This window comes from Citrobacter sp. RHB20-C16, from assembly GCF_013890155.1.
Taxonomy (GTDB): domain Bacteria; phylum Pseudomonadota; class Gammaproteobacteria; order Enterobacterales; family Enterobacteriaceae; genus Citrobacter_A; species Citrobacter_A amalonaticus.
The window spans coordinates 1,267,585-1,291,257 of the sequence record NZ_CP057630.1 but is presented as its reverse complement, the minus strand read 5'-3'; the positions used below and the strand labels follow the sequence as shown (position 1 = coordinate 1,291,257).

Below are 23,673 nucleotides of genomic sequence, written 5' to 3'. Positions count from 1 at the left end.
TTCAGAAACGGGTCGAAAAACGATACCCTGTCCCGCGAACCGTCTGCACCATCCGATCGTGGCCGCTGGCTTCCAGCGCCTTACGCAGACGGCGAATATGCACATCAACCGTGCGATCCTCAACGTAGACATTGGTGCCCCAGACGTGATTCAGCAGTTGTTCACGGCTGTAAACCCGCTCGGGATGCGTCATAAAGAAATGCAGGAGTTTAAATTCTGTCGGCCCCATGTCGAGTGGGTTGTCGCCGGTCATCACGCGGTGCGATGTGGGATCCAGGCTTAACCCCTGCATCTCGATGACCTCTTCCACCGCCATCGGCGAGATCCTACGCATCACCGCTTTGATACGGGCAACCAGCTCTTTCGGCGAGAACGGTTTGGTAATGTAATCATCCGCGCCAGTTTCCAGGCCGCGTACGCGATCCTCTTCTTCCCCTCTGGCGGTCAACATCATGACCGGAATATCCCGGGTCATCGCTTCACGCTTGAGGTGTTTAATAAACTGTAGACCAGAACCGCCGGGCAACATCCAGTCAAGGAGGATCAAATCCGGCCAGGGTTCATTAAGCTGGTTCACCGCACTGTCATAATCTTCAGCTTCAACGGGTTGAAAGCCATTTTGCTCAAGCACGAAACAGACCATTTCGCGAATTGGAGCTTCATCTTCTACGACCAGAATACGTCTCGCCATGATTTGCCCTGTTATATAAGTTGCTTATCATCATCTGTCTTAATGCGGCGCCATTATGCGTCAGTTTTATGACAGATTTATGAAAATGTATGCTGACGTTAACCTTAGGTTGTTGATTTATGACACCCGAGAAACGAGATATTACAGCTCCCGAATGGTTATAATCCCCTTTATGCTTTTTTGCCATGGAACCGTTATGCGCATCCTTCACACTTCTGACTGGCATCTGGGACAAAATTTCTACAGTAAAAGCCGTGCCGCTGAACATCAGGCTTTTCTTGACTGGCTGCTGGAAACGGCGGTTGAGCAGCAGGTGGACGCGATCATCGTGGCAGGCGATATTTTCGATACCGGCTCACCACCAAGCTATGCCCGCGAGCTCTATAACCGTTTTGTGGTCAACCTACAGCAAACGGGCTGTCATCTGGTGGTATTAGCGGGAAACCATGATTCCGTCGCCACGCTGAATGAATCCCGTGAGATTCTGGCGTTTCTCAATACCACGGTGGTGGCCAGCGCCGGTCACGCGCCACAGTTCCTGCATCGTCGTGACGGTCAGCCCGGCGCGGTGCTGTGCCCGGTGCCGTTTTTACGCCCGCGCGACATTGTCAGCAGTAAGGCGGGACTCTCCGGTCAGGAAAAACAGCAGCATCTGCTGGGTGCCATCACCGACTATTATCAGCAGCAATACGAGGCCGCCTGCGCGTTACGTGGCGATCTCGCCCTGCCGATTATCGCCACCGGCCACCTGACCACCGTTGGCGCCAGCAAAAGTGACGCTGTGCGTGACATTTATATTGGTACGCTGGATGCTTTCCCGGCGCAGAACTTCCCGCCTGCCGATTATATCGCGCTGGGCCACATCCACCGGGCGCAGAAAATTGGCGGTACGGAGCACATCCGCTACTGCGGCTCGCCCATCGCGCTGAGCTTTGACGAATGCGGCAAAAGCAAGTACGTGCATCGGGTGGACTTCCAGGACGGCGCGTTAGCCGGCGTTGAGGAACTCATCGTTCCGGTTACGCAACCGCTGGCAATATTAAAAGGCGATTTCGCCGCCATTACCGAACAGCTGGAGCAGTGGCGTGACAGCCCTCCGGCCCCCCCGGTCTGGCTGGATATCGAAATCACCACCGATGAATACCTGCATGATATGCAGCGGAAAATTCAGACGCTGACGGAAACGCTGCCCGTTGAGGTACTGTTAGTCCGACGCAGTCGGGAGCAGCGCGAACGCATGTTGTGTAACGAACGCCGGGAAACGCTGAGCGAGCTGAGCGTGGATGAGGTATTTACTCGCCGTCTGGCGCTGGAAGAACTTGAGCCGCCGCAGTGCGAACGCCTGACAGCACTTTTTCACCGCACACTACAGACACTGTCCGGGGAGCATGAGGCATGAAGATTCTCAGTCTGCGCCTGAAAAACCTCAATTCGCTGAAAGGGGAATGGAAGGTCGATTTCACGGTGGAGCCCTTTGCCAGCAATGGCCTGTTTGCCATTACTGGGCCTACGGGGGCGGGTAAAACCACTCTGCTCGACGCGATTTGCCTGGCGCTGTACCACGAGACGCCACGCCTGAATACCGTGTCGCAATCGCAGAACGATCTGATGACCCGCGATACGGCGGAATGTCTGGCGGAAGTGGAGTTTGAAGTCAAAGGCGAAGCGTATCGTGCGTTCTGGAGCCAGAACCGGGCGCGCAACCAGCCCGACGGTAATTTACAGGTTCCGCGCGTTGAACTGGCGCGCTGTGCCGACGGGAAAATCCTTGCCGACAAAGTGAAAGACAAACTGGAGATGACGGCGGAACTGACCGGTCTGGATTATGGTCGATTTACCCGTTCGATGCTGCTCTCGCAGGGGCAGTTCGCCGCCTTCCTCAACGCGAAGCCGAAAGAGCGTGCGGAACTGCTGGAAGAGCTGACCGGCACGGAAATTTACGGCCAGATCTCTGCACAGGTGTTTGAACAGCACAAAACCGCACGCACCGAACTGGAAAAATTACAGGCGCAAGCCAACGGCGTCGCGCTGTTAGCCCCCGAGGCGTTGCAGACGCTGACAGAAAGTTTGCAGGCACTCACTGACGAAGAAAAACAGCTGGTCGCCCAGCAGCAGACTGGACAGCAGCAGTTGAACTGGCTGACGCGACAGCACGAACTGCAGACCGACGCGAACCAGCGTCAGCAGATGCTGCAGGTTGCCCAGGAAGCGCTGGAAAACGCCCAGCCACAGCTGGCAACGCTCAGCCTCGCACAGCCTGCCAGAGCGTTGCGACCATTGTGGGAGCGCATTCAGGAGCAATCCGCTACCGTTTCCCGCACTCGCCAGCAGATTAACGAAGTAAATACTCGCTTACAGAGTATATTTACGCTGCGCAACCACATCCGACGCCAGGCAGAGCAACAGTCCACCGCCCTGCTCGCTACGCAACAGACGCTGAGCGAGTGGCTAAACGAACACGATCGCTTTCGCCTATGGAGCAACGAGTCAGGAGGATGGCGCGCCCTTTTTGCTCAGCAGGCCAGCGATAACGTTCAGCTGGCAAAATGGCAGCAACAGCAGGTCAACGATAGCCGTAAGCTGGAATCGCTGCCGCCGGTGACGCTCAATCTGACGGCAGAGGAAGTCGCAGCGGCGCTGGTGCAACATGCGCAACAGCGTCCTCTGCGCCAGCAACTGCTTTCGCTCCATGGTCAGATTGTTCCCCGACTGACGCGTTTGAGTCAGCTTCAGGCGACGATAACGCATAACAAACAGGAACTGGCCCGACTCAATACCCTGCTGGAGGCAAAGCGCCAGCAGTATAAAGATAAATATCAGCAGTATCAGGATGTTAAAACACTCTGTGAGCAAGAGGCGCGGATCAAAGATCTGGAAAGCCAGCGTGCGCAGTTGCAGTCCGGCCAGCCCTGCCCGCTTTGCGGTTCCACCACCCATCCTGCTGTCGCGGCATATCAGGCACTCGAACCTGGTGTTAATCAGGCGCGACGCGATGCGCTGGAAAAAGAAGTCAAAATGCTGGCCGACGAAGGCGCCACCCTGCGTGGACAGTCCGAGGCAGTCAACCAGCAGCTACAGCGTGACGAAAGCGAAGCGCAGACGCTGGCTAAAGAAGAGCAAGCGCTCACTCAACAGTGGCAAACGACGATCGGTGCACTGAACCTCACGTTACAGCCGCAGGAGGATATTCAGCCCTGGCTGAAGGCGCAGGACGAACACGAGCAGCAACTCTACCAGTTGAGCCAGCGCCATGACCTACAGGCGCAAATTACCGCCCATGCACAGCAGGTGGCGCAGTTCCGCCAGCAAATCGACCAGCGCCAGGCGACGCTGGCAGCACAGTTAAGCCGCTATACGTTGTCACTTCCTGAGGAAGGCAGCGAGGAGGCATGGTTAGATGCGCGCGCGGCAGAGGCACAAACATGGCAACAGCGGCAGACGGAGTTGACGGCGATACAAGCGCGCATCGCGCAGCTCACCCCGCTACTCGAAACGCTGCCCGCCGTTGATACCGACGCTGAAGATGATGCAAGCGTGACGCTGGAAAACTGGCGTCAGGTTCATGACGAATGCGTGTCGCTGCGCAGTCAATTGCAGACATTACAGCAGCAGGAGAAACAGGAAACTCAGCGCGCTGCCGATGCGCAGGCGCAGTTCGATGCCGCGCTGTCGCACAGTTTGTTTGCCGATCAGGCAGCATTTCTTGCCGCGCTGCTGGATGACGAGGCGGTCACGCGTCTGGAACAGCTAAAACAGTCGCTGGAAAACCAGGTTCAGCAGGCACAGACGCTCGCCGCACAATCGGCGCAAGCGCTGGAGGCACATCAGCAACAGCCGCCAGCGGGTCTGGATCCCACGCTGTCGATTGAGCATGTTCAGCAAACCGTGGCGCAGCTTAACGATCGGGTACGCGATAACGCTACGCGTCAGGGCGAAATACGCCAACAGCTAAAACAGGACAGCGACAATCGCCAGCAGCAGCAGACGTTGATGCAAAAAATCGACAACGCGATGCAACAGGTTGAGGACTGGGGCTACCTGAATGCGCTAATCGGCTCTAAAGAGGGGGATAAATTCCGCAAATTCGCCCAGGGGCTGACGCTGGATAACCTGGTCTGGCTGGCGAACAACCAGTTGACCCGCCTGCATGGTCGCTATTTACTGCAACGTAAGGCCAGTGAAGCGCTGGAACTGGAGGTGGTCGATACCTGGCAGGCCGACGCCGTACGCGATACCCGTACCCTTTCCGGTGGCGAAAGTTTCCTGGTCAGTCTCGCGCTAGCGCTGGCGCTCTCCGATCTGGTCAGCCACAAAACGCGCATTGACTCGCTGTTCCTTGATGAAGGCTTCGGCACGCTCGACAGTGAAACGCTGGATACCGCCCTTGATGCGCTGGATGCGCTCAACGCCAGCGGCAAAACCATTGGCGTGATTAGCCATGTAGAAGCGATGAAAGAACGGATTCCGGTGCAGATCAAGGTGAAGAAAATCAACGGACTGGGCTACAGCAAACTCGACAGGATGTTTGCCGTAGAATAACAGGTACGACAGGCCGGATAGCGCCGGCCTCTCCTGGCATTATTCCTGCGGCCACAGCCACGCCGCACCGCGCACGCCGCTGGAGTCACCATGCAGAGCCTTACGTACCGGCGTTTCACACTCACCACCAAACACAAACTGTTTAATTAGCGGCGGTATCGTTTTGTACAGGCGGTCAATATTGCTCATTCCGCCGCCGAGAACGAAAACGTCCGGGTCAAGAATATTCACCACATGAGCCAGCGATTTTGCCAGCCGCAGCTCATAGCGGCTGAGCGCCAGTTCGGCCAGCGCATTTTGCTCCTCCACCAGACGGATAATCTCACTGCCTTTTAAGGCGTTACCGCTCAGGCGCTGGTAATCGGTGGCGAACCCGGTACCGGAAATAAACGTCTCAATGCATCCCTGTTTTCCGCAGTAGCAGGGGACTTCTTCACGGTAGCGAAGCTCATCCTCATCCATCCACGGCAAAGGGTTGTGACCCCATTCGCCCGCCGTCCCATTGCCGCCGATGTGCGCCCGACCGTTGAGCGCCACACCTGCGCCGCAGCCGGTACCAATAATCACGGCAAAAACCGTCATTGCCCCGGCAGCCGCTCCATCAACGGCCTCAGAAACGGCCAGACAGTTCGCGTCATTCGCCAGACGAACGTCACGCTGCAGACGGGTGCTGAGGTCTTTATCAAACGGCTGACCGTTCAGCCACGTGGAGTTGGCATTCTTCACCACGCCGGTGTAAGGCGAAATGGAACCCGGGATCCCTATCCCTACCGTCCCCGTTTGTCCGGTGGTCTGCTCCGCCATCGCCACCAGCGTGGCAATGGTTTCGATGGTTTGCTGATAGTCATTTCGCGGCGTCGGCAGACGATGGCGGAACAGTTGTTCACCAGCCTCACTGAGCGCGATCACTTCCGTTTTGGTGCCGCCTAAATCAATACCAATACGCACACGGTGTTCCTCTTTTTTTGGGAATATCAACAGAGTAGAGCGAGGTATAGGGAATGGCAATGCAAGCCTGCCGACAATTCGTTACTATACGCGCTGGATTTAACGACAAGGCCGTGGAAATTATCATGCTGTGGTTCAAAAATTTAATGGTTTACCGTCTTAGCCGCGATATTTCATTGCGTGCCGAGGAGATGGAAAAACAGCTAGCCTCGATGACGTTTACCCCTTGCGGTAGCCAGGATATGGCAAAAACGGGCTGGGTGCCGCCAATGGGATCGCACAGCGATGCGTTGACGCATACTAACAACGGCCAGATTTTGATTTGCGCGCGTAAAGAAGAGAAGATCCTGCCCTCTCCGGTGATCAAACAGGCGCTGGAAGCGAAGATCGCCAAACTGGAAGCCGAACAGGCGCGTAAGCTGAAGAAAACCGAGAAAGACTCGCTGAAGGATGAAGTGCTGCATTCGCTGCTGCCGCGCGCCTTCAGCCGCTTTAGTCAGACCATGATGTGGATCGACACCGTGAACGGATTGATCATGGTGGACTGCGCAAGCGCAAAAAAAGCGGAAGATACGCTGGCGCTGCTGCGTAAGAGCCTCGGCTCTCTGCCGGTGGTTCCGCTGGCGCTGGAAAACCCGATTGAGCTGACGCTCACCGAGTGGGTGCGTTCCGGCACCGTGGCGCAGGGCTTCCAGTTACTCGACGAAGCCGAACTGAAAGCCATGCTGGAAGACGGCGGCGTGATCCGGGCAAAGAAACAGGATCTGGTGAGCGACGAGATCGCCGTGCACATTGAAGCCGGTAAAGTGGTGACCAAACTGGCGCTCGACTGGCAGCAGCGTATTCAGTTTATGATCTGCGATGACGCGTCGATTAAGCGCCTGAAATTCAGTGACGAACTCCGCGATCAAAACGAAGACATCGACCGGGAAGATTTCGCCCAGCGTTTCGACGCGGACTTTATCCTGATGACCGGCGAACTGGCCGCGTTGATTCAGAATCTGGTGGAAGGTTTAGGCGGCGAAGCGCAGCGCTAAACGAAGATTCCCTCTCCGCACGGAGAGGGAAAAAATATTACAGATAGCGGCAAAGATAAGAGGTCGGTTCTGCGACCTGTAAATGAAACTCGCTATGGCCCGGGACGTTAAATACTTCTCCTGCGGCATACACTTTCCATTCGGTGGTATCCGGCAGTAACACATTCAACGCGCCGCTTACGACCGTCATCTCTTCAGGCTCTGCGGTACCGAAGGTGTATTCACCTTCCAGCATCACGCCTACACTGGCACGGCCAGTACTGCTGCTGGTAAAGCCGATTGATTTTACTTTGCCGGAAAAGTATTCGTTACTTTGAAGCATAAACGGACCCTGTCTCGTTGGTAAATTGACAACCAATATAGGGGGCAGCCCTTTGGCCTGTCACGCAAAATTAAACCAGCAATTCTGAAGCCAGTCGCGCAATCAGCACATTAGAGAGCAGTACCGGGACATCGAGCGATTTTTGCAGGACATCGCGGTGGCGCTGATGAAAACCCAGGGAGTCCAGCATGATGACATCCGCCCCTTGTTCCAGCAGGTCTTTACCGGCTTCAATCAACTGCTGGGTACTGCCGTGAACCGGATTCGCCAGCGAGAACAGCGGCGGCGACTGTAAAACCTGCCATTTTTCCGCTTGATCGGCCATCAGATCTTCAACCGGCACAATCACCCCCACCTGATGGCCATCGACAATTGAGGCCACCAGCGGTGGAATAATACGCAGCGGCTCAAGCAGAATGCTGTTACGGGCGGTCATGCTGGCAATCGACACAGTGCTCATCAGTAAAATGACGTCGTAGCCCTGGTTATCCAGCACTTCGATGACGCTTTGCAGATCGCGTTCTACTTTCTGCCGCGAAACATAAGCCAGTTCATTATCGTTAAGCAGGGTTAACAGCGGGTCTTCGTCGGACTCCAGCGCATATTCCGCCAGGACGTCATCACGACTCATTTTTCCGAGCAAGCTGTGATGGGTGATATGTTGTTCGTCGATGTACTCAGTCAGAAGCGGTAAGACTTCACTCATGGGTACAACACCGATTGTGAGGATAGCCAACGACGCACTCATTTTTTCCACCTTCTTTTTTACTTCGTCGTTTATTCCCGGGCAAATGCGCTGCACCACTGCCGACACTTACCTTTTGCAAATGCAAAAAAGCGTAGCAGGCGCAGCGCAAATCGCTGTGTAAAGATTCCAGATCATTCCAGTAATAGGTTGTTATTGTTTGATGTTAGTTTTCAGGTACAACGATTCATCGGCGAAAAATGTGACGCAGGTTGGGTTTACACTCGCTCAGATTCCATTCCGAGCCGTTCAGTCGTCAGGTTTTATCAGGATCTTCGTAACGGGCTTTCGCATCCATCGCTTCCTGCGCGCTGGGATGCTCGCTGATTAACGAATCCGGTTTCGGGTGATCGGCGCGCAACTGGTACCAGGTGACCGTCTGTCCCGGCGTCCCTTTCTCAATGGTGACAATATACGCTTCGCGTGGATATGGCGGTTTGGTTGGCATAGTGCTTCCTTCTGTCGAATGAAGTTTAAGTATAGACCCCGCCTTGCCTGCAGCGCGCGCGCTGCGCCAGCCTGCGCTGAATTTCAGAAATCACCTGGTCAGGTGAATTCGCCGCATCAATGATGAAATGGGCCGCTTCGCGATACAAAATATCCCGCTGTTGCAACACCTCCTGCACCTCTTCGCTCAGGGGTTTACCGGTCAGCGTGGGGCGCAACTCCTCTTCAGGCGAGGCCTCAAGACGATGAACCAACGTGGAAACCGGCGCGCTTAAATAAATGACGATGCCGTTATCACGCATAAAGTGGCGGTTATAATCAGTGAGAATGATTCCCCCGCCGGTCGCGATGACGGTTGACGGTGCAGTCACCGCCGCCAGTGCAGCCGTTTCTCTGGCGCGAAAACCCGGCCAGCCTTCACGCTCGACGATCTCCGCGACGGTCATTTGTACCTGCGACTGCAGCCATTGATCGGTATCGACAAACCGACAACCAATTGCCGTAGCCAGCGCCATGCCAACCGTTGTCTTTCCACAGCCGCGTGGGCCAACAAGATAAAGCGGTTGCGTCATAGTGGTCGTTCCCCAGAAGGCCGCAAAGCGGCAGGATCAGATGTCATTAAAGGAATAATCATACCATCAAACTAGTACAGCGTTAAGTGTAAAGTATTTATTCCATAAAAAGTGAAAATATCAATGTACGCCCTACTATATCAAGAAATAGCGCCGAGGAAAGTGTAAAAAATAAATTACATTCACGCATTTCTGCGCTGAACTTCCAGCCACCACTTTTCCAGTTCCGCCGCAAAATGCTGACGATCGCGGGCAGAGAGGCTATCCGGACCGCCCGTCTGGATCCCGCTGGCGCGCAATGTATCCATAAAATCGCGCATTGTCAGACGTTCGCGAATGGTCGATTCGGTATAGCGCTCACCGCGCGGATTAAGCGCCGACGCGCCTTTCGCCAGCACCTCGGCGGCCAACGGGATATCGGCCGTGATGACCAGATCGCCCGCCGCACACTGGCGCACAATCTCGTTATCCGCCACGTCAAAACCCGCAGGTACACGCAGCGTACGGATATACGGCGACGGCGGCACGCGCAGGCTCTGGTTCGCTACCAGAATCAGCGACATTTGCATGCGCCCGGCGGCACGATAGAGGATCTCTTTAATTACGTTCGGACACGCATCCGCATCCACCCATATGGTCATACTGGCTCCCGTCTCTTGTGCAATCGGCTATTGTCTCGTGCTTTTGCGCTGCGGCAAAGTGCTGTTTACCCTTCATGCGTCTTTCAATCCGCGCTAAGCTAGGCTTTATCAAACAAAACAACAACTATCACCCATAGGGAGTGACGAGATGGAGAAGAAAATCGGTTTTATCGGCTGCGGTAATATGGGGAAAGCAATCCTCGGCGGCCTGATTGCCAGCGGTCAGGTGCTTCCAGGCCAGATCTGGGTCTACACCCCTTCCCCCGATAAAGTTGCCGCGTTGCACGATCAGTATGGGATCAACGTCGCGCAGTCCGCCCAGGAAGTCGCCCAGGTGGCGGATATTGTTTTCGGCGCCGTGAAGCCGGGCATTATGATCAAAGTGCTCAGCGAGATAACCTCCAGCCTCAACAAAGAGTCGCTGGTGGTCTCTATTGCAGCAGGCGTGACCCTCGATCAACTCGCCCGTGCGCTGGGACACGACCGGAAAATCGTACGCGCAATGCCGAACACGCCGTCACTGGTTAATGCCGGGATGACCTCAGTGACGCCAAACGCGCTGGTTACCCCGGAAGACACCGCGGATGTGCTGAATATTTTCCGCTGCTTTGGCGAAGCCGAAGTGATTGCCGAGTCGATGATTCATCCTGTGGTTGGCGTCAGCGGCTCCGCCCCGGCGTATGTCTTCATGTTTATCGAAGCGATGGCTGATGCCGCAGTACTGGGCGGTATGCCGCGCGCACAGGCTTACAAATTTGCCGCTCAGGCGGTCATGGGTTCCGCGAAGATGGTACTGGAAACGGGCGAGCATCCTGGCGTACTGAAAGATATGGTTTGTTCGCCTGGCGGCACGACGATTGAAGCGGTCCGCGTACTGGAAGAGCGAGGATTTCGTGCGGCGGTGATTGAAGCGATGGCGAAGTGTATGGAGAAGTCAGACAAACTCAGTAAATCCTGAGTGAACAACCGGACGTCAGGCCGCCACTTCGGTGCGGTTACGTCCGGCATTCTTTGCTTTGTAGAGCGCCAGATCGGCCGATTTCAACCATTCCCGATAGTGACTGAACTGCGGCGTTAACGGTGCAACGCCTACGCTGATATGTAAAATGACCTGCGGCGCGCAGGCCAGACGTAACCCGCGTAGCCCCTCATGAATCCGTGACATCGCCGCGATGGCGCTCTCGGCTGGCGTACCGCACATAATCACCGCAAATTCATCACCGCCAAAACGCCCGATCACATCGCTCCCGCGCAAGGTGATTCTCAGCTGTTGGGTTAGCGCCAGAATAGCTTCATCGCCAACATCATGACCCCAGGTGTCATTAATACTTTTGAAATGGTCGATATCAATGATCAGCAGCGTGGCCTCCCGATGCTGGCGACGGCAGTGCTCAAATTCGTTGCGCAGTAATATTTCCCAGTGTCGCCGGTTGTAAACGCCTGTCATGCCATCACAGGTACTCATCACCTGTAACCGACGCTTATGTTGCGCCAGCCTGGTCGCGGCCTGATAGCTAATCCAGGAGAATAACAGCGGATAAATCACGATGACCGGCAGCGTCAACACCCCTTCCAGCGGCGCGCTTCTTAAAGCCAGAGAGGTTCCCGTTAACTGCAATGTGACCAGACAGGCAACCACCATCAGGGCCAGTCCGGTAACAAACAGTCGCACACCGCCTGCGCCCATCAGATTCATACAGATGATCATCAACAACGCGGCGGAAGGCAGCGCATTGACGCCCATCAGTCCCATCCACATTCCGGCGAGTACCGCATCCGTTTTTAAATTGGCAAATTCCCGACTCATCGGGTCGACGGCTCTGCTGGCGATTTGCCAGGCCAGATGAGGCCAGACGAACGCCCATCCCACCAGCAACAACCACCAGACGCCGGGGACAGGATTCGCGACCAGCGCGGCGGCGACAGGGAAAAACATCCCTCCCAGCGCCACTGCGCGCGGCACTCTTACTCGCCGGGCGAATCGCAGTCCAGAACGTTGATGGTCGTTTTGCTGCGATGAAAGAGAGGTTTCATCGAGATCGACCGCTTGTTTGTAAAAGTTTTCGTCGTTCATTATTTTTTGGGAACATTCTGAAACAATTTTCCCAAATTATAGAGACTGGTCAGGCGGGGAAAGTATGATATTTCGGGTGAGCGTTTTTCTTTGCTCACCCGTAAGCACTAGGTCGGCTAGGCTGCTTTCTTCAGGCAGGCACTCATAAACTTACTGCGGTCGTCACCTTTTAGCGATTGTTCCGTCGCCTGGACGTTGCACTCGCGCATTTTTTGCTGTTGCGGCGTCAGGCTTTTTTCACCAGGAGCTGACTTGCTGTTTTTAAGGCAATCGCTCATGTACGTCTTACGGGCATCTCCTTTCAACGCTTTCGCCGTCGCCTGTTGATTGCAGGTGGTCATGCGCTGCTGCTGCGGGGTTAACGTTTTCTCAGCCGCACCAACGGTCGTTAAAAAGATCAAACCAAACAATAGGGTAACCAGTAATGTTATTTTCATAGCACCATCCTTTTTTGAGTATTCACTCGACTATCTCCCGCGAATAAACGCCGGGAGATTCAGATAAGTCTGGCTGCTAACGATAAAAAAACCACCCGACAGCAAAAGTTATCCTGCCGGGGGTGGATTATTTCAGGCCGAGTGCCGCTTTCATGGTATAGAACAGGTCGGTTTGATCGGTCAGCCCCACCACGTTGGCCGCATGAGGGCCGTAGGCCGCAATACGCAACTGGCTGCCGGTATGCTCCTGCGATTCCTCTTCGGAGTTGCCATAGCTGATCACCATCACGGCGCCATCTTTGGTGTTTAATGCCTGGGTCAAGCCCGGCGCTTTTGTCTCTGGTGCGACGATCTGGCTGGCGTGAGCGTGATCGGCAGTGACGATCACCAGCGTGTTACCTTCTTTTTTCGCAAAGGCCAGCGCGCGCTGCACCGCTTCGTCCAGATCCACCGTCTCGCCGATCTGTCCGCAAGGATTGGCGGCGTGATCCTGTTTATCGATGGAAGCCCCTTCCACCTGCAGGAAGAATCCCTTCTCATTTTTGCTGAGCAACTCAATGGCTTTGTCGGTCATTTGCGCCAGCGTGGGTACGGTCTCATCGCGTTTTGGATTCGGCGTACAGGTTACGGCAGGCTTATCAATATTGCCGTGATAAGACGCTTTTGGGCCTTCCCAGCGCACAGGCATGTTGCCGTCAGAGAACAGGCCCAGCAACGGTTTGTCCTGACTGGCTTCGCCGATCGCCGCCAGCGAAGCCGCATCGCCGACCAACTGGTAACCCCGGGCCTCGGCCTGTTCACGCAGCGTTTTGCCCTGCCACTCGCCGGCGGTTGCGGTTTCGGCGAACGTTTTCGCACCGCCGCCCAGCGTGACATCCGCGCGGGCATTCAGCAGTTGTTCGGTGATCGAGCCTTTACCGCCATTTTCCAGCGCATTCGACGGGCATTTCTCGCTCGTTACGCTCGGGCCATAGCATTTACGAGACGTCACGTGCGCTACCAGCGCGGCTGGAGTGGCATCCTGCAGCTCGGCGGTTGAGACGTTACCCGTCGCCAGCCCCGCCGCTTTCGCCATTTCCAGCAGCGTCGTATGATCTTTTTCGTGAATATCGACGCCCAGCGCGCCATTGTAGGTTTTCACGCCGGTTGTCCATGCGGTTGCTGATGCCGCAGAATCCGTCACGTAATCCGGTTTACCGTTTTTTTTATTCAGCGCATAGTGGGTGTATTGGCCAGTCAGCGGTAAGGCATCAATCCCTTTAAAATAGCCACCCGCGCCTTCAGCATAATTTCGCGCGGCCGTAATTTCCGAATCACCCATACCATCGCCAATCAATAAAATAATATTTTTAGCCGGTTTATCATTCAGTGATTCGCGCAATGCTTGTGTTTGATCGGCCGATAATCGGCGTGCTCCGCCTGGCGTTGTAATATCACCCTGTGCGGCACGATTGTCCAGCACCGCCATTGACGACGTTTCAGAATGACTCACAGGCATATACAACAGTGGTAACAATGCAAGAGCAATAGCGCTTTGTTTCACTTTATTTTCTCCATGTACTTAATACACTTAAAATAAAAAACAAAGCGACTATAGGTCTCTGATATGACAGGTTTATGACAGCATAGAAACGAAATAAAACTAGTAACGAGGATGCCTCAACAGCTTTTGTACGTACTGGCGCAGCAACTCCGTATCGTTATCCGGAACGCTGGCATCGGGCTTTACGTCATCAAGTGCGCCCTCTACCTGATGAATCAGCATTTGCTGCTCGTTCTGAGCCATATTGCGCAGCATCGCTGTAACGATAATCTCTAATGCTTCTACCTGAGCAACCAGTTCTTTCGACTCTTCCTCTTTCTGGGCAAGCTTAAGCAACAACTCAGCTATTAGATTTTTCATGACCGCATTTCCTTATCCAAAGAAGGCTGACGGTATCACTATGAATCCATGCTGCCTAGAGTCTGAAAGTAGTATTTTTATAAAAAAGGAAAGACTTTGCGTAAATAATCACAGAATACGGTGAGCGAAACGTTTCTCGCGCGAAAACCGAACGCTAAATTAAAAGCCAGGAATAAAATAGTCACCCCTGGCCATAATCAAAAGTTATGCTAAAAAATGACTAATTTCACTTAAGTCATTTCTTTTTAATCGCTTCACACCCGCTTGCGGATATTTCGCCGCTGACGCAGAACCAGGGCTAACTGACAAATGTTAATCATCACGATAATGGCAGTGGCAATAAATACCCAACGAAATCCTGCCATGGCTGAAACCGTTGCGCCCATCAGCGGGCCAGCGACATTGCCAAGATACATAAACGATTGGTTATAACCAAATATACGCCCGGTTATTTGGTCACTGGAATATTTGACCAGTAGCGTCTGAACCGCGGGTAGCATGGCGCCATCGGCAAAACCGAGCAGAAAACGTAATACCCCGAGCTGGAAAGGCGTCGTCACCCACGACATGGCAAAAAACAACACGACCGCACAAATCAGCGTTGCCATCAGGATCCTTTCGGTGCCGATGCGATCCCCAAGTTTACCCAGCCGGGGCGCGGAGATAAGCGCGGAGACCCCAGGCACCGAGGCAATTAATCCACTCAGAAAAGCAATATTATTACTATCAGGGGCCATCGACTTAATAAATAGCGCCAGGATCGGGCTGATTGAGCCATTACATAACTGAATCACCAGCGTGGTGAAAAACAGGCTGATCACCAGCGCCGGATAAGGTAGCGACGCAAATACGGCTTTTCCGCTCAATCGTTCGCTCTTTTTCAGCGTCGGGCGCACGCCTTCTTTAATCAAAAAGAGCGTGACCATAAAGCTGACGATCAGCAGCATTGCAGTGATAAAAAAGACCGGGCGTAAGCCCACGTGATCGGCAATAAAACCGCCCATCAGCGGGCCACCAATCACACCGCTGATTTGCGCGGTCGCCAGCGTACTGAGCGCCCAGCCACTTCGTTCACGGGGCACCTGAGACGCCACCAGCGCCATCGCATTAGGAATATAGCCGGACGTTAACCCCATGATGCCGCGCAGCAGGAAAAGCTGCCAGACGTTGGTAGCAAAAGCCTGCAGCAGTATCGCAATCGCCATGCCGAGCGAGGCGCGTAGCAACATCAGCTTGCGACCTTTACGGTCTGCCAGGCTACCCCAGAGCGGAGAAACAATCGCGGAAATTAAGAATGTGACACTGAATGTCAGACCGGACCACATTGAGAGCGCTTCGTGGGAGTTCACCCCAAGCTGCGAAATATAGAGTGGCAAAAACGGCAGGATTTGACTGATTGCCAGACCGGTAAAAAAGCAGCCGAACCAGACGGAAATGAGATTAACTTTCCAGGATTCCATAAACGCTCATCGTGATAAATAGCAGAAAACGCCGGCTAGTTTAGCAATCTCCACGTCTGTCAGGGGATCCGCAGGTGCGGTGGCGCGCAATTTGCTATTTTATCTTCCCGTTCACCACATTTGTGATACACATCACATTAAAACTCAACAAGCCACAGGGCTTTATGCTTAGCGACAAAGGCCAATTCCCCGTATTCCCAGGTGAAAATGGTTGGCGTGAGCGGCGTTGTAGTCCGGCCCCAGGCCGTTGCCATAATATTGACAGCTCGCGCTGAGCAGCACCCGCAGCCACGTTGCGTTTTCTTCCTGCTTCCAGCCGCGCAGAACGGTAACGTGTCGCCCGTCGGCGAGAATAAAGCCGCTGATATCCAGGGCTTCTGCGCTCGCATGTTCGCTACGGCGTGCATCAGGGCGATGGTAAATGTTGCGGCAGGCATAGCTGCCGAGATGCTCGATCCGGGTCAGCCGGCTTTCCATCATACGTTCCGTTAAGGGTGCAGCCTGCTGAGCGACATACAGCGCGGAACGCAGTGCTAACGGACAGGAGGCAAGGAAGCTGCTGCTCAGTTTGACTGCGCCAAAATCCCGCACCCGTACTACGTCGGTTAAGGGACATTCGCCAGCGCTGTCGGCTACGGACTGCGACGTGATCAGCTTCTGCTCGTTTGCCTGTTGCAACAGCGTCTGACAGCGCGCTGGCGTCAGACGTTTAAGCTTAAATTGGGTAAGCCAGTTGGGTGGATCGGATAACTCAAGCGGGGCGAGCGGGTCATAATAAGACGGCAGATAGTGATATCCCACGCCACACGCCACGCTCAGAATGATCATCGTCAGCCAGACTTTTCCTCTCACGCTTCCTCCCGTGTAATTCTCCCTAACATTATGGCAGAAGCCCGCGAATCCCTCGTTTTGTCGTGGTAATGTATACGCTTTGCGTTCGAAGGAATGGGTTTAAGATGGCAAAGTTGCGGGTAGGAATCGTATTTGGTGGTAAATCAGCGGAACATGAAGTGTCATTGCAATCGGCAAAAAATATTGTCGATGCCATCGACAAGACCCGCTTTGAAGTCGTGCTGTTAGGCATTGATAAGCAAGGACAATGGCACGTCAGCGATGCCAGCAATTATCTGCTCAATGCCAACGATCCTGCGCATATTGCGCTGCGTCCTTCTGCGACCAGCCTTGCGCAGGTTCCGGGCAGACACGAGCAACAGTTGATTGATGCGCAAAATGGTCAGCCGCTGCCGACCGTAGACGTGATTTTCCCGATTGTGCACGGCACGCTGGGTGAAGATGGCTCACTGCAGGGAATGCTGCGCGTGGCGAATCTGCCCTTCGTGGGTTCCGACGTGTTGGGTTCAGCCGCGTGTATGGATAAAGACGTCACCAAACGCTTGTTGCGTGATGCCGGACTGACTATCGCGCCGTTTATTACGCTGACGCGAGCCAACCGCAACACGATAAGCTTTGCCGAGGTAGAAGCCCGTCTTGGCCTGCCGCTGTTCGTTAAGCCCGCCAATCAGGGATCGTCTGTCGGCGTTAGCAAAGTCACCAGCGAAGCGCAGTACGCGCAGGCGGTCGCCCTCGCCTTCGAATTCGATCACAAAGTGGTGGTGGAGCAAGGGATCAAGGGGCGCGAGATCGAGTGCGCAGTGCTGGGCAACGATCATCCGCAGGCCAGCACCTGTGGCGAGATCGTGCTCAACAGTGATTTCTATGCCTACGACACCAAATACATTGACGATAACGGCGCGAAAGTGGTGGTTCCTGCGGCGATTGATCCGCACATCAACGACAAAATCCGCGAGATCGCCATTCAGGCGTATCAGGCGCTGGGCTGCGCTGGCATGGCACGCGTCGATGTCTTTTTAACCGCCGACAATGAGGTGGTGATCAATGAGATCAACACCCTGCCAGGCTTTACCAACATCAGCATGTATCCGAAACTCTGGCAGGCCAGTGGCTTAGGTTACACCGACTTGATCACCCGTTTGATCGAACTGGCGCTGGAACGCCATGCTGCAGATAACGCGCTGAAAACGACGATGTAATCTGCACTCCCCGATAAGCCTGACAGCGGTTTGTTGTCAGGCTTACGCCGCGTCATCCTCCACGCGACGACGAATAATCAATCCTGCCAGCCAGAAACTGACGATCCAGGTCACCAGCCCCACGGCATAGGTTTGCCAGCCCCTGGCTTCAAACCCCAACAGCCCGACAACGCCGTTCAGAATGAAAATCAGGCCGATAGCAAAGGCGTAGTAGTGCCAGTCACGGCGAATTTTTAAAGGCAGGTTCATGGAAACTCCGCAGCGAAAAAAACGTATCGTCGCATATTACGGGAAACCGGTCTGTGTCGTGTGCGGAATTTCTTAAATGTTGCCAAATTTAATTTAAGGTAACCAATTTGTGACAACTGACAAAAATCTGCAATCCAGGATTCATCCCAGACTGAAATTACCATCATTCTGATATTGACAAACGCGATGACCTGTCACACTCACGGTAAGTTACTGGCATGGTGTCAGAGATGCAGAATTACTCGCGGAGGTCATTTATGGCTGATTTCACTCTCTCAAAATCCTTGTTTAACGGGAAACATCGAGAAACCGCCTCTACGCCAGGCAATATCGCTTATGCCGTGTTTGTTCTGTTCTGTTTTTGGGCCGGGGCGCAGATCCTGAACCTGCTGGTTCACGCGCCTGGCGTATATGAACATCTGATGCAAGTGCAAGAGACAGGACGCCCGCGCGTAGAGATTGGGCTGGGCGTCGGCACCATCTTTGGTCTGGTGCCGTTTCTGGTCGGCAGTCTGATTTTCGGCGTCATCGCCGCCATTCTGCGCTGGCGCTACCGCCGCCAGTAATGGCCAGGCGGTTATTGCCCCATGCACTTCGCACGACGATCGTCGACCCGTTTTGCAAACCATGCCGTGGTGAGATTACGGGTGATTTTCGGGCTTTCCAGTTGAATACCGGGCAGCATTTCACGCGGTAATCTCTTCCCTGTCTTTGCTTCAGCAAGCGTAAACACCTTTTTGTAAAGCGCCGTTTCTTCAAACGCCAGACTGTCGCCTTTCTCCAGCTGGCGACGGATCGCGCTTTCGCTGAGATCCAGTTTTCCCGCCAGTTTACGCACCGCCAGCTCCGTTTTACCGGCGTCTTTACTGCCGTAGGCGATCAGGTCGCCATCCAGCGCCAGTTTGACGCCGCTGGCTTTACTGACTGCGTTCTGAAACGCGGCGTTTCGACTGGCATACCATCCGGCGTTGAAGTCGGCAAAGCGGAAAATCGGCGCGCTGTAGTTGGCCGGGTAATTGAGCAAATGGTAGGTTCCGAACCAGAGTCCACCGCGACGGCTGAACACTTCCTGGCGCACCGTTCCCTCCATCTTCCACGGATATCCTTTGCTGTGCTGCTCGGCAAACGCAATGCTGACCTGCATCGGACCACCGGTATGGACCGGATTCAGCGAACCGAACAGCGTCTGCCCCATCGGCACCATATTAATAAAGTCATCGAAAATGGCGCTGAGCTGTTTTTCCGTTTTTACTGTGTCCAGACGCTCGCTATAGCTCTTCCCGTTCGGGGAGGTGATTTTCAGCGCGGTATGCACCAGGAAAACCGGAATATGCATCCGTTCGGCGCGCCGGTCTATCTCCTTCCAGGCAATGTTGTTCAATCCCGGAACGGCGGGATCGGCCTGATAGTTGGACTCCTGCTGCGCGACCGCCAGCACCGAACAGATATTTTCCACCGTCGGTGCCAGCTTCTGGCTTTCAAAGGTTTTGGCGATATCCTGCGCCCAGGCGTCCCGATCCTTCACGCTGGCCGGCATTTTCTGGCGCACCACGCTCGCGACATCGACCGGTTTCTCGCCTTTTTTGAGCGGTTGCGAAGGCTGACTGCTACATCCCGCCAGCACCAGTCCGGCCAGCAATGACAAAGGGTAAAGACGAGACACCGCCGACATAACGTTTCCTTTTGTTAACCAAGTGTGTGGGTGACAGCCTGAATATCCCGCTCGTCCAGTTCACGCTCAAAACTGCGCAGACGTTTATAGATAGACATCAGTTCAACCAGCGTTGTCCAAGAGTTGATTAGGTACTGGAACGCGCCCCGCACCTGGCTAAAGACGTTGGTAATTTGCGTCATCAGACCCAGGGTAATCGTACCGGCAACAATCGACGGAAACAGCAGGAACAACCCGAAAACGTTGTCCACCTGCAGGTAGAGAATGCGCGCGATATTAAAATACATGTAGTGGAAATAGAGACGGAAATAGTTCTGGCGAACCGCACTGAACAGCTCACGAACCGTCGGCGGCGTGGCACGGTTGGCATCATCTTCCCCGTATACCAGCTCTTTACGATAAGCCGCTTCCACCCGCTGATTTTTAAATTCCAGTCCCGGGAGCTTGATCCCGACTACCGCCAGCATACCGGTGCCCATCAGTGACCAGACGATCGCCGCAATCACCAGGCCATAAGGCACATGACCGACTATCGGCAGTTCGGGCACGTGCGGAGAAAGCGCAACCAGCACCGGCAGGAAGGCGATTAGCGTCATGATAGCGTTAATAAAGCTCACGCCCATGCTTTCCAGCGTTGAGGCAAAACGCATGGTGTCTTCCTGCACACGCTGCGCGGCCCCCTCGATATGGCGCAAATGCTGCCACTGCGCCATGTAATATTCGTTCATCGCCGTACGCCAGCGGAACACATAGTGGCTGACAAAAAAGTTGTTCAGCACGCTAATCACCACGGCAATCAGCGCGATACCAAGAAAGATCCCCAGTTCGTTATAGAACTGGCTCATGGTGACCTTATGTGGTGCGCTGAGGGCGGTCTGGATCAGATCGTAAAATGGCGCATACCAGGCGTTGACGGCCACCCCGACTTCAACGAGAAACCAGGTGACGAAGATAATCAGCGAGGTGCCAAGAATTGACCAGTACTGCCAGCGATGCGGACTGTAGAGAAACCAGAACAGCGCAAACAGCCCGACGCAGAGCACGTAGTAGGCATAAAAAATCAGGTAGCTCGGCGACCAGAAACGGGCGGCGCTGATAGGCACGGCGCCCGTTGCACCAGTCATCCGCGCAACCCAGTCCCCACCACCGGCTTGCCAGAAAATAACCGCGACTATTGCCCAAATAAAAGCCGAAAGGAAAAAAGGACCCGGCTTGGGGAAAAAAGACTTAAACATGATGCTCTCCTGCTCACTTCTTATCGTTATGACAACTGCTGTGCTTCTGCCGCTGTGCGGACTAAAAATAAACGATCACAACAGGCGAAACCGCCCATTGTGACCAACATGGCGACGCTTAGTTCGTTTTCCAGTCCTGAAGAATTGTTTCGACGGGTTTCACACGTACCGGATTGCCCGGCACGATCAGATTGCGCCAGACATCATTATGGTGCGCAATCAGCGTCTGGGCAGGTGCAGCCGCGCGATGTGCGGTGGTGTGGGCATCTTCCGCAACCGTAATGCGATAACTCCGGCTGGCACCGTTTCTGATGGTGGTATCGACACAATAGTCCGTCGCACAGCCGCAGATGACAACGTGTGAAATCGCCTGCTCGCGGAGCAACTGTTCGAGCGCCGTTTTGTAAAAAGCATCACAGGCGGTTTTCGTGACATATTTGGCGTTCACGGGTGTCTCCAGTTCAGGCAGCAGCGCAAACCCCGCGCTCCCCTCCTCCAGGCCACCCGCCTCGGTGTGTTGAATAAAAATCGTGAGATCGGCTGCCCGCGTCAATTGATTGATACGTTCCACACACGCATCCCGATTAATACGCGGCGTGGCAAACACGCCGATTTGCATATCAACAACCATCACAACCCGTTTTTCAGACATCGTCAGCCCCATCCAAGAGTGGTAATGAAAGATTATTGCACGCCCCGGATCACAAAAGCGGACTTTCTTTCGCGGCAAAAACGCTACGTTTACGCGTCGTTACGTTTTTCTCACTATCCTTGCTCTAATTAGCGCTTTGCAACAGGCGGTACAGTAGTATAAATACGCTTAGTTTTTTACTCTCATTCATGGACACCACCGTTGAAACGTAGTCTGCTTTTTTCTGCCGCGCTGTGTGCGGCGTCATTGACCTCAGTCCAGGCGGCTCAGCCTGTTGCCGAACCGGTTTTTGCGTCTGATATTGTCGAACGTTACGCCGAACATATTTTTTATGGCAGCGGCGCGACGGGGATGGCACTCGTCGTGATCGACGGAAACCAGCGTGTTTTTCGCAGTTTCGGTGAAACCCGTCCGGGCAATAACGTTCGTCCGCAGCTGGATTCGGTGATTCGCATTGCATCACTCACCAAACTGATGACCAGTGAAATGTTGGTCAAACTGCTCGATCAGGGCACCGTAAAACTGAACGATCCGCTGAGCAAATATGCCCCCGTCGGCGCGCGCGTACCGTCGTATGAGGGAAAACCGATCACGCTGGTCAACCTGGCGACGCACACCAGTGCACTGCCCCGTGAACAACCCGGCGGCGCGGCAAAGCGCCCGGTATTTGTCTGGCCGACGCGTGAACAGCGCTGGAGCTATCTCTCCACGGCGACGTTAAAAGCCGCTCCGGGTTCACAGGCGGCCTATTCCAATCTGGCGTTCGACCTGCTGGCGGATGCGCTGGCAAACGCCTCCGGCAAACCCTATGCCCAGCTTTTTGAAGAGAAAATCACCCGCCCGCTGGGCATGAAAGACACGACCTATACTCCCTCTCCCGATCAGTGCAAACGTCTGATGGTCGCGGAGAAAGGGGCCAGTCCGTGTAATAACACGCTGGCAGCCATCGGCAGCGGCGGGGTTTATTCAACGCCGGGGGATATGATGCGCTGGATGCAGCAGTATCTTTCCTCTGATTTTTACCAGCGCAGTAATCAGGCCGACAGAATGCAAACGCTGATTTATCAGCGCGCGCAGTTAACGCGGGTAACCGGTATGGATGTCCCCGGCAAGGCCGATGCGTTGGGCTTAGGATGGGTCTATATGGCGCCGAAGAATGGACGCCCGGGCATTATTCAAAAGACCGGCGGTGGCGGAGGGTTCATTACCTATATGGCAATGATTCCGCAAAAAAATGTGGGTGCGTTTGTCGTTGTCACTCGCTCTCCGCTCACCCGCTTCACAAGCATGAGCGACGGTATTAACGAACTGGTGGTTGAACTGAGCGAAAATACACCGCGCGAGGTTCCTGCGTCTTAATTAATAATCAGAAGGCAAACGGTTTATTCCCACCAGTTTGCCTTTATTCATTTCGATGTAGCCGCCTTTTCGTAACGCCGCAAGGACCTCTGCTACCACGGAACGCGAAATTTGCGTGCGCTGATGAATATAACTCATCACCCCAATTTTTGAGCGTAAACCTTCATCCCACTCAATCATCGAGAAAAGGGTGGTTCGGATCTGTTCGTAGGAATTATTACCAATTAACTGGCGATCGCGCTGCTGCAGGATACGGTTCTGCCAGGTTAGCCAGTAAAACGCCTCACGCCATAGCTTATATTCTTCAATAATCTCAATAGCTTGTGACGACGGCAGATGATAACCTGAACATACTCCCTCGCTGATGAGATCATAATGAGCATCATTTTTCATCACCCCATTGCTCAATCCCATAATGAAAGGGGCCTGGGCGATACCCACAAGAATATGTTCATTACGTCTTAATGAGATAATCCCTTCCAGAATCACTACCGTCGTGTCGGGATTCTTTTCAGTGGAATAAAGAAGATGTTTTGCATGGACATATTCAAAACGTGTCCCAAATTTTGACAACGACTTATCAAGCTGAGCAAATTCTTTTAACGGTTTATTCAGAGATAACATCTGCGCGTTCCTTGC

At 54.1% G+C, this 23,673-nt stretch carries 25 protein-coding genes; 7 read left to right on the top strand and 18 right to left on the bottom strand.

Features of this window, described 5'->3' with window-relative positions; all coding sequences use genetic code 11:
• Position 1: 1 nt before the first annotated feature.
• Positions 2–691 carry a phosphate response regulator transcription factor PhoB gene (phoB, locus tag HVX64_RS06165; RefSeq protein ID WP_043001622.1) on the bottom strand — a complete coding sequence of 230 codons (690 nt, stop codon included), beginning with the start codon at positions 689–691 and terminating at the stop codon, positions 2–4.
• A gap of 196 nt (positions 692–887) precedes the next feature.
• On the opposite strand from phoB, the gene sbcD reads away from it, so the two are divergent.
• Complete coding sequence (gene sbcD, locus HVX64_RS06160) at positions 888–2,090, top strand: exonuclease subunit SbcD (protein ID WP_044259028.1); 1,203 nt, start codon at positions 888–890, stop codon at positions 2,088–2,090.
• Positions 2,087–5,230 (top strand): exonuclease subunit SbcC, encoded by a 3,144-nt coding sequence (gene sbcC, locus HVX64_RS06155; RefSeq protein ID WP_044259015.1) that lies wholly within the window; start codon positions 2,087–2,089, stop codon positions 5,228–5,230. Before sbcD ends, sbcC begins: the two co-directional genes overlap by 4 nt.
• A gap of 39 nt (positions 5,231–5,269) precedes the next feature.
• Here sbcC and mak read toward each other — a convergent pair whose 3' ends face one another.
• Positions 5,270–6,178, bottom strand: coding sequence for a fructokinase (gene mak, locus HVX64_RS06150; RefSeq protein WP_043001624.1), 909 nt, complete (start codon positions 6,176–6,178; stop codon positions 5,270–5,272).
• Positions 6,179–6,303: 125 nt separating this feature from the next.
• On the opposite strand from mak, the gene rdgC reads away from it, so the two are divergent.
• The gene (gene rdgC, locus HVX64_RS06145; protein ID WP_044259030.1) at positions 6,304–7,215 is read left to right on the top strand and encodes a recombination-associated protein RdgC; all 912 of its coding nucleotides are present in this window, start codon (positions 6,304–6,306) and stop codon (positions 7,213–7,215) included.
• Positions 7,216–7,252: 37 nt separating this feature from the next.
• Here the strand turns inward: rdgC and ppnP are convergent, their stop codons facing one another.
• The 5 genes from ppnP to HVX64_RS06120 form a co-directional block, all read right to left on the bottom strand.
• Positions 7,253–7,537 (bottom strand): pyrimidine/purine nucleoside phosphorylase, encoded by a 285-nt coding sequence (gene ppnP, locus HVX64_RS06140; protein WP_042324593.1) that lies wholly within the window; start codon positions 7,535–7,537, stop codon positions 7,253–7,255.
• 70 nt (positions 7,538–7,607) lie between these two features.
• Positions 7,608–8,285 (bottom strand): AroM family protein, encoded by a 678-nt coding sequence (locus HVX64_RS06135; RefSeq protein WP_043001625.1) that lies wholly within the window; start codon positions 8,283–8,285, stop codon positions 7,608–7,610.
• Positions 8,286–8,538: 253 nt separating this feature from the next.
• Complete coding sequence (gene yaiA, locus HVX64_RS06130; RefSeq protein ID WP_043001626.1) at positions 8,539–8,730, bottom strand: protein YaiA; 192 nt, start codon at positions 8,728–8,730, stop codon at positions 8,539–8,541.
• A gap of 25 nt (positions 8,731–8,755) precedes the next feature.
• Positions 8,756–9,301 (bottom strand): shikimate kinase AroL, encoded by a 546-nt coding sequence (gene aroL, locus HVX64_RS06125; protein ID WP_061070480.1) that lies wholly within the window; start codon positions 9,299–9,301, stop codon positions 8,756–8,758.
• A gap of 182 nt (positions 9,302–9,483) precedes the next feature.
• Complete coding sequence (locus tag HVX64_RS06120) at positions 9,484–9,942, bottom strand: YaiI/YqxD family protein (RefSeq protein WP_043001628.1); 459 nt, start codon at positions 9,940–9,942, stop codon at positions 9,484–9,486.
• 148 nt (positions 9,943–10,090) lie between these two features.
• Between HVX64_RS06120 and proC the strand changes: the two genes are divergently transcribed.
• A complete protein-coding gene (gene proC, locus HVX64_RS06115) occupies positions 10,091–10,900 on the top strand; it encodes a pyrroline-5-carboxylate reductase (RefSeq protein WP_043001629.1) in 810 nt (269 codons plus the stop codon).
• Positions 10,901–10,915: 15 nt separating this feature from the next.
• Here the strand turns inward: proC and adrA are convergent, their stop codons facing one another.
• From adrA to HVX64_RS06085, 6 genes are all read right to left on the bottom strand, one after another.
• Entirely contained in the window at positions 10,916–12,016 is a 1,101-nt protein-coding gene (gene adrA, locus HVX64_RS06110) for a diguanylate cyclase AdrA (RefSeq protein WP_044259042.1), read from the bottom strand.
• 116 nt (positions 12,017–12,132) lie between these two features.
• Entirely contained in the window at positions 12,133–12,453 is a 321-nt protein-coding gene (psiF, locus tag HVX64_RS06105) for a phosphate starvation-inducible protein PsiF (RefSeq protein WP_043001631.1), read from the bottom strand.
• Positions 12,454–12,580: 127 nt separating this feature from the next.
• Entirely contained in the window at positions 12,581–13,996 is a 1,416-nt protein-coding gene (gene phoA, locus HVX64_RS06100) for an alkaline phosphatase (RefSeq protein ID WP_181825315.1), read from the bottom strand.
• A 99-nt stretch (positions 13,997–14,095) separates the two neighbouring features.
• Positions 14,096–14,356, bottom strand: a complete 261-nt coding sequence (gene iraP, locus HVX64_RS06095; RefSeq protein ID WP_043001633.1) for an anti-adapter protein IraP — start codon at positions 14,354–14,356, stop codon at positions 14,096–14,098.
• A gap of 254 nt (positions 14,357–14,610) precedes the next feature.
• Positions 14,611–15,816, bottom strand: coding sequence for a multidrug efflux MFS transporter (locus HVX64_RS06090; protein ID WP_044259047.1), 1,206 nt, complete (start codon positions 15,814–15,816; stop codon positions 14,611–14,613).
• A 168-nt stretch (positions 15,817–15,984) separates the two neighbouring features.
• Entirely contained in the window at positions 15,985–16,644 is a 660-nt protein-coding gene (locus HVX64_RS06085) for an extensin family protein (protein ID WP_082010113.1), read from the bottom strand.
• A 128-nt stretch (positions 16,645–16,772) separates the two neighbouring features.
• Here HVX64_RS06085 and ddlA point away from each other — a divergent pair, with 128 nt between their 5' ends.
• Positions 16,773–17,867 (top strand): D-alanine--D-alanine ligase, encoded by a 1,095-nt coding sequence (gene ddlA / locus HVX64_RS06080; protein ID WP_043001636.1) that lies wholly within the window; start codon positions 16,773–16,775, stop codon positions 17,865–17,867.
• A gap of 42 nt (positions 17,868–17,909) precedes the next feature.
• Here the strand turns inward: ddlA and HVX64_RS06075 are convergent, their stop codons facing one another.
• A complete protein-coding gene (locus HVX64_RS06075; protein ID WP_043001637.1) occupies positions 17,910–18,116 on the bottom strand; it encodes a DUF2754 family protein in 207 nt (68 codons plus the stop codon).
• A gap of 257 nt (positions 18,117–18,373) precedes the next feature.
• Here HVX64_RS06075 and HVX64_RS06070 point away from each other — a divergent pair, with 257 nt between their 5' ends.
• Positions 18,374–18,682 (top strand): YaiY family protein, encoded by a 309-nt coding sequence (locus HVX64_RS06070; RefSeq protein WP_043001638.1) that lies wholly within the window; start codon positions 18,374–18,376, stop codon positions 18,680–18,682.
• Positions 18,683–18,693: 11 nt separating this feature from the next.
• On the opposite strand, the gene HVX64_RS06065 is transcribed toward HVX64_RS06070, so the two are convergent.
• The 3 genes from HVX64_RS06065 to HVX64_RS06055 all read right to left on the bottom strand — a co-directional run bounded on the left by HVX64_RS06065 (position 18,694) and on the right by HVX64_RS06055 (position 21,675).
• Positions 18,694–19,788 (bottom strand): DUF1615 domain-containing protein, encoded by a 1,095-nt coding sequence (locus HVX64_RS06065; protein ID WP_043001639.1) that lies wholly within the window; start codon positions 19,786–19,788, stop codon positions 18,694–18,696.
• 14 nt (positions 19,789–19,802) lie between these two features.
• Positions 19,803–21,023 carry a peptide antibiotic transporter SbmA gene (gene sbmA, locus HVX64_RS06060; RefSeq protein ID WP_043001640.1) on the bottom strand — a complete coding sequence of 407 codons (1,221 nt, stop codon included), beginning with the start codon at positions 21,021–21,023 and terminating at the stop codon, positions 19,803–19,805.
• A 118-nt stretch (positions 21,024–21,141) separates the two neighbouring features.
• On the bottom strand, positions 21,142–21,675 hold the full coding sequence (locus HVX64_RS06055; RefSeq protein ID WP_044259052.1) for an isochorismatase family protein: 534 nt from the start codon (positions 21,673–21,675) through the stop codon (positions 21,142–21,144).
• 201 nt (positions 21,676–21,876) lie between these two features.
• Here HVX64_RS06055 and ampH point away from each other — a divergent pair, with 201 nt between their 5' ends.
• Positions 21,877–23,034, top strand: coding sequence for a D-alanyl-D-alanine-carboxypeptidase/endopeptidase AmpH (gene ampH, locus HVX64_RS06050; RefSeq protein ID WP_044259053.1), 1,158 nt, complete (start codon positions 21,877–21,879; stop codon positions 23,032–23,034).
• On the opposite strand, the gene iprA is transcribed toward ampH, so the two are convergent.
• Entirely contained in the window at positions 23,035–23,658 is a 624-nt protein-coding gene (gene iprA, locus HVX64_RS06045) for a hydrogen peroxide resistance inhibitor IprA (RefSeq protein ID WP_044259056.1), read from the bottom strand.
• Between the last annotated feature and the right edge of the window lie 15 nt (positions 23,659–23,673).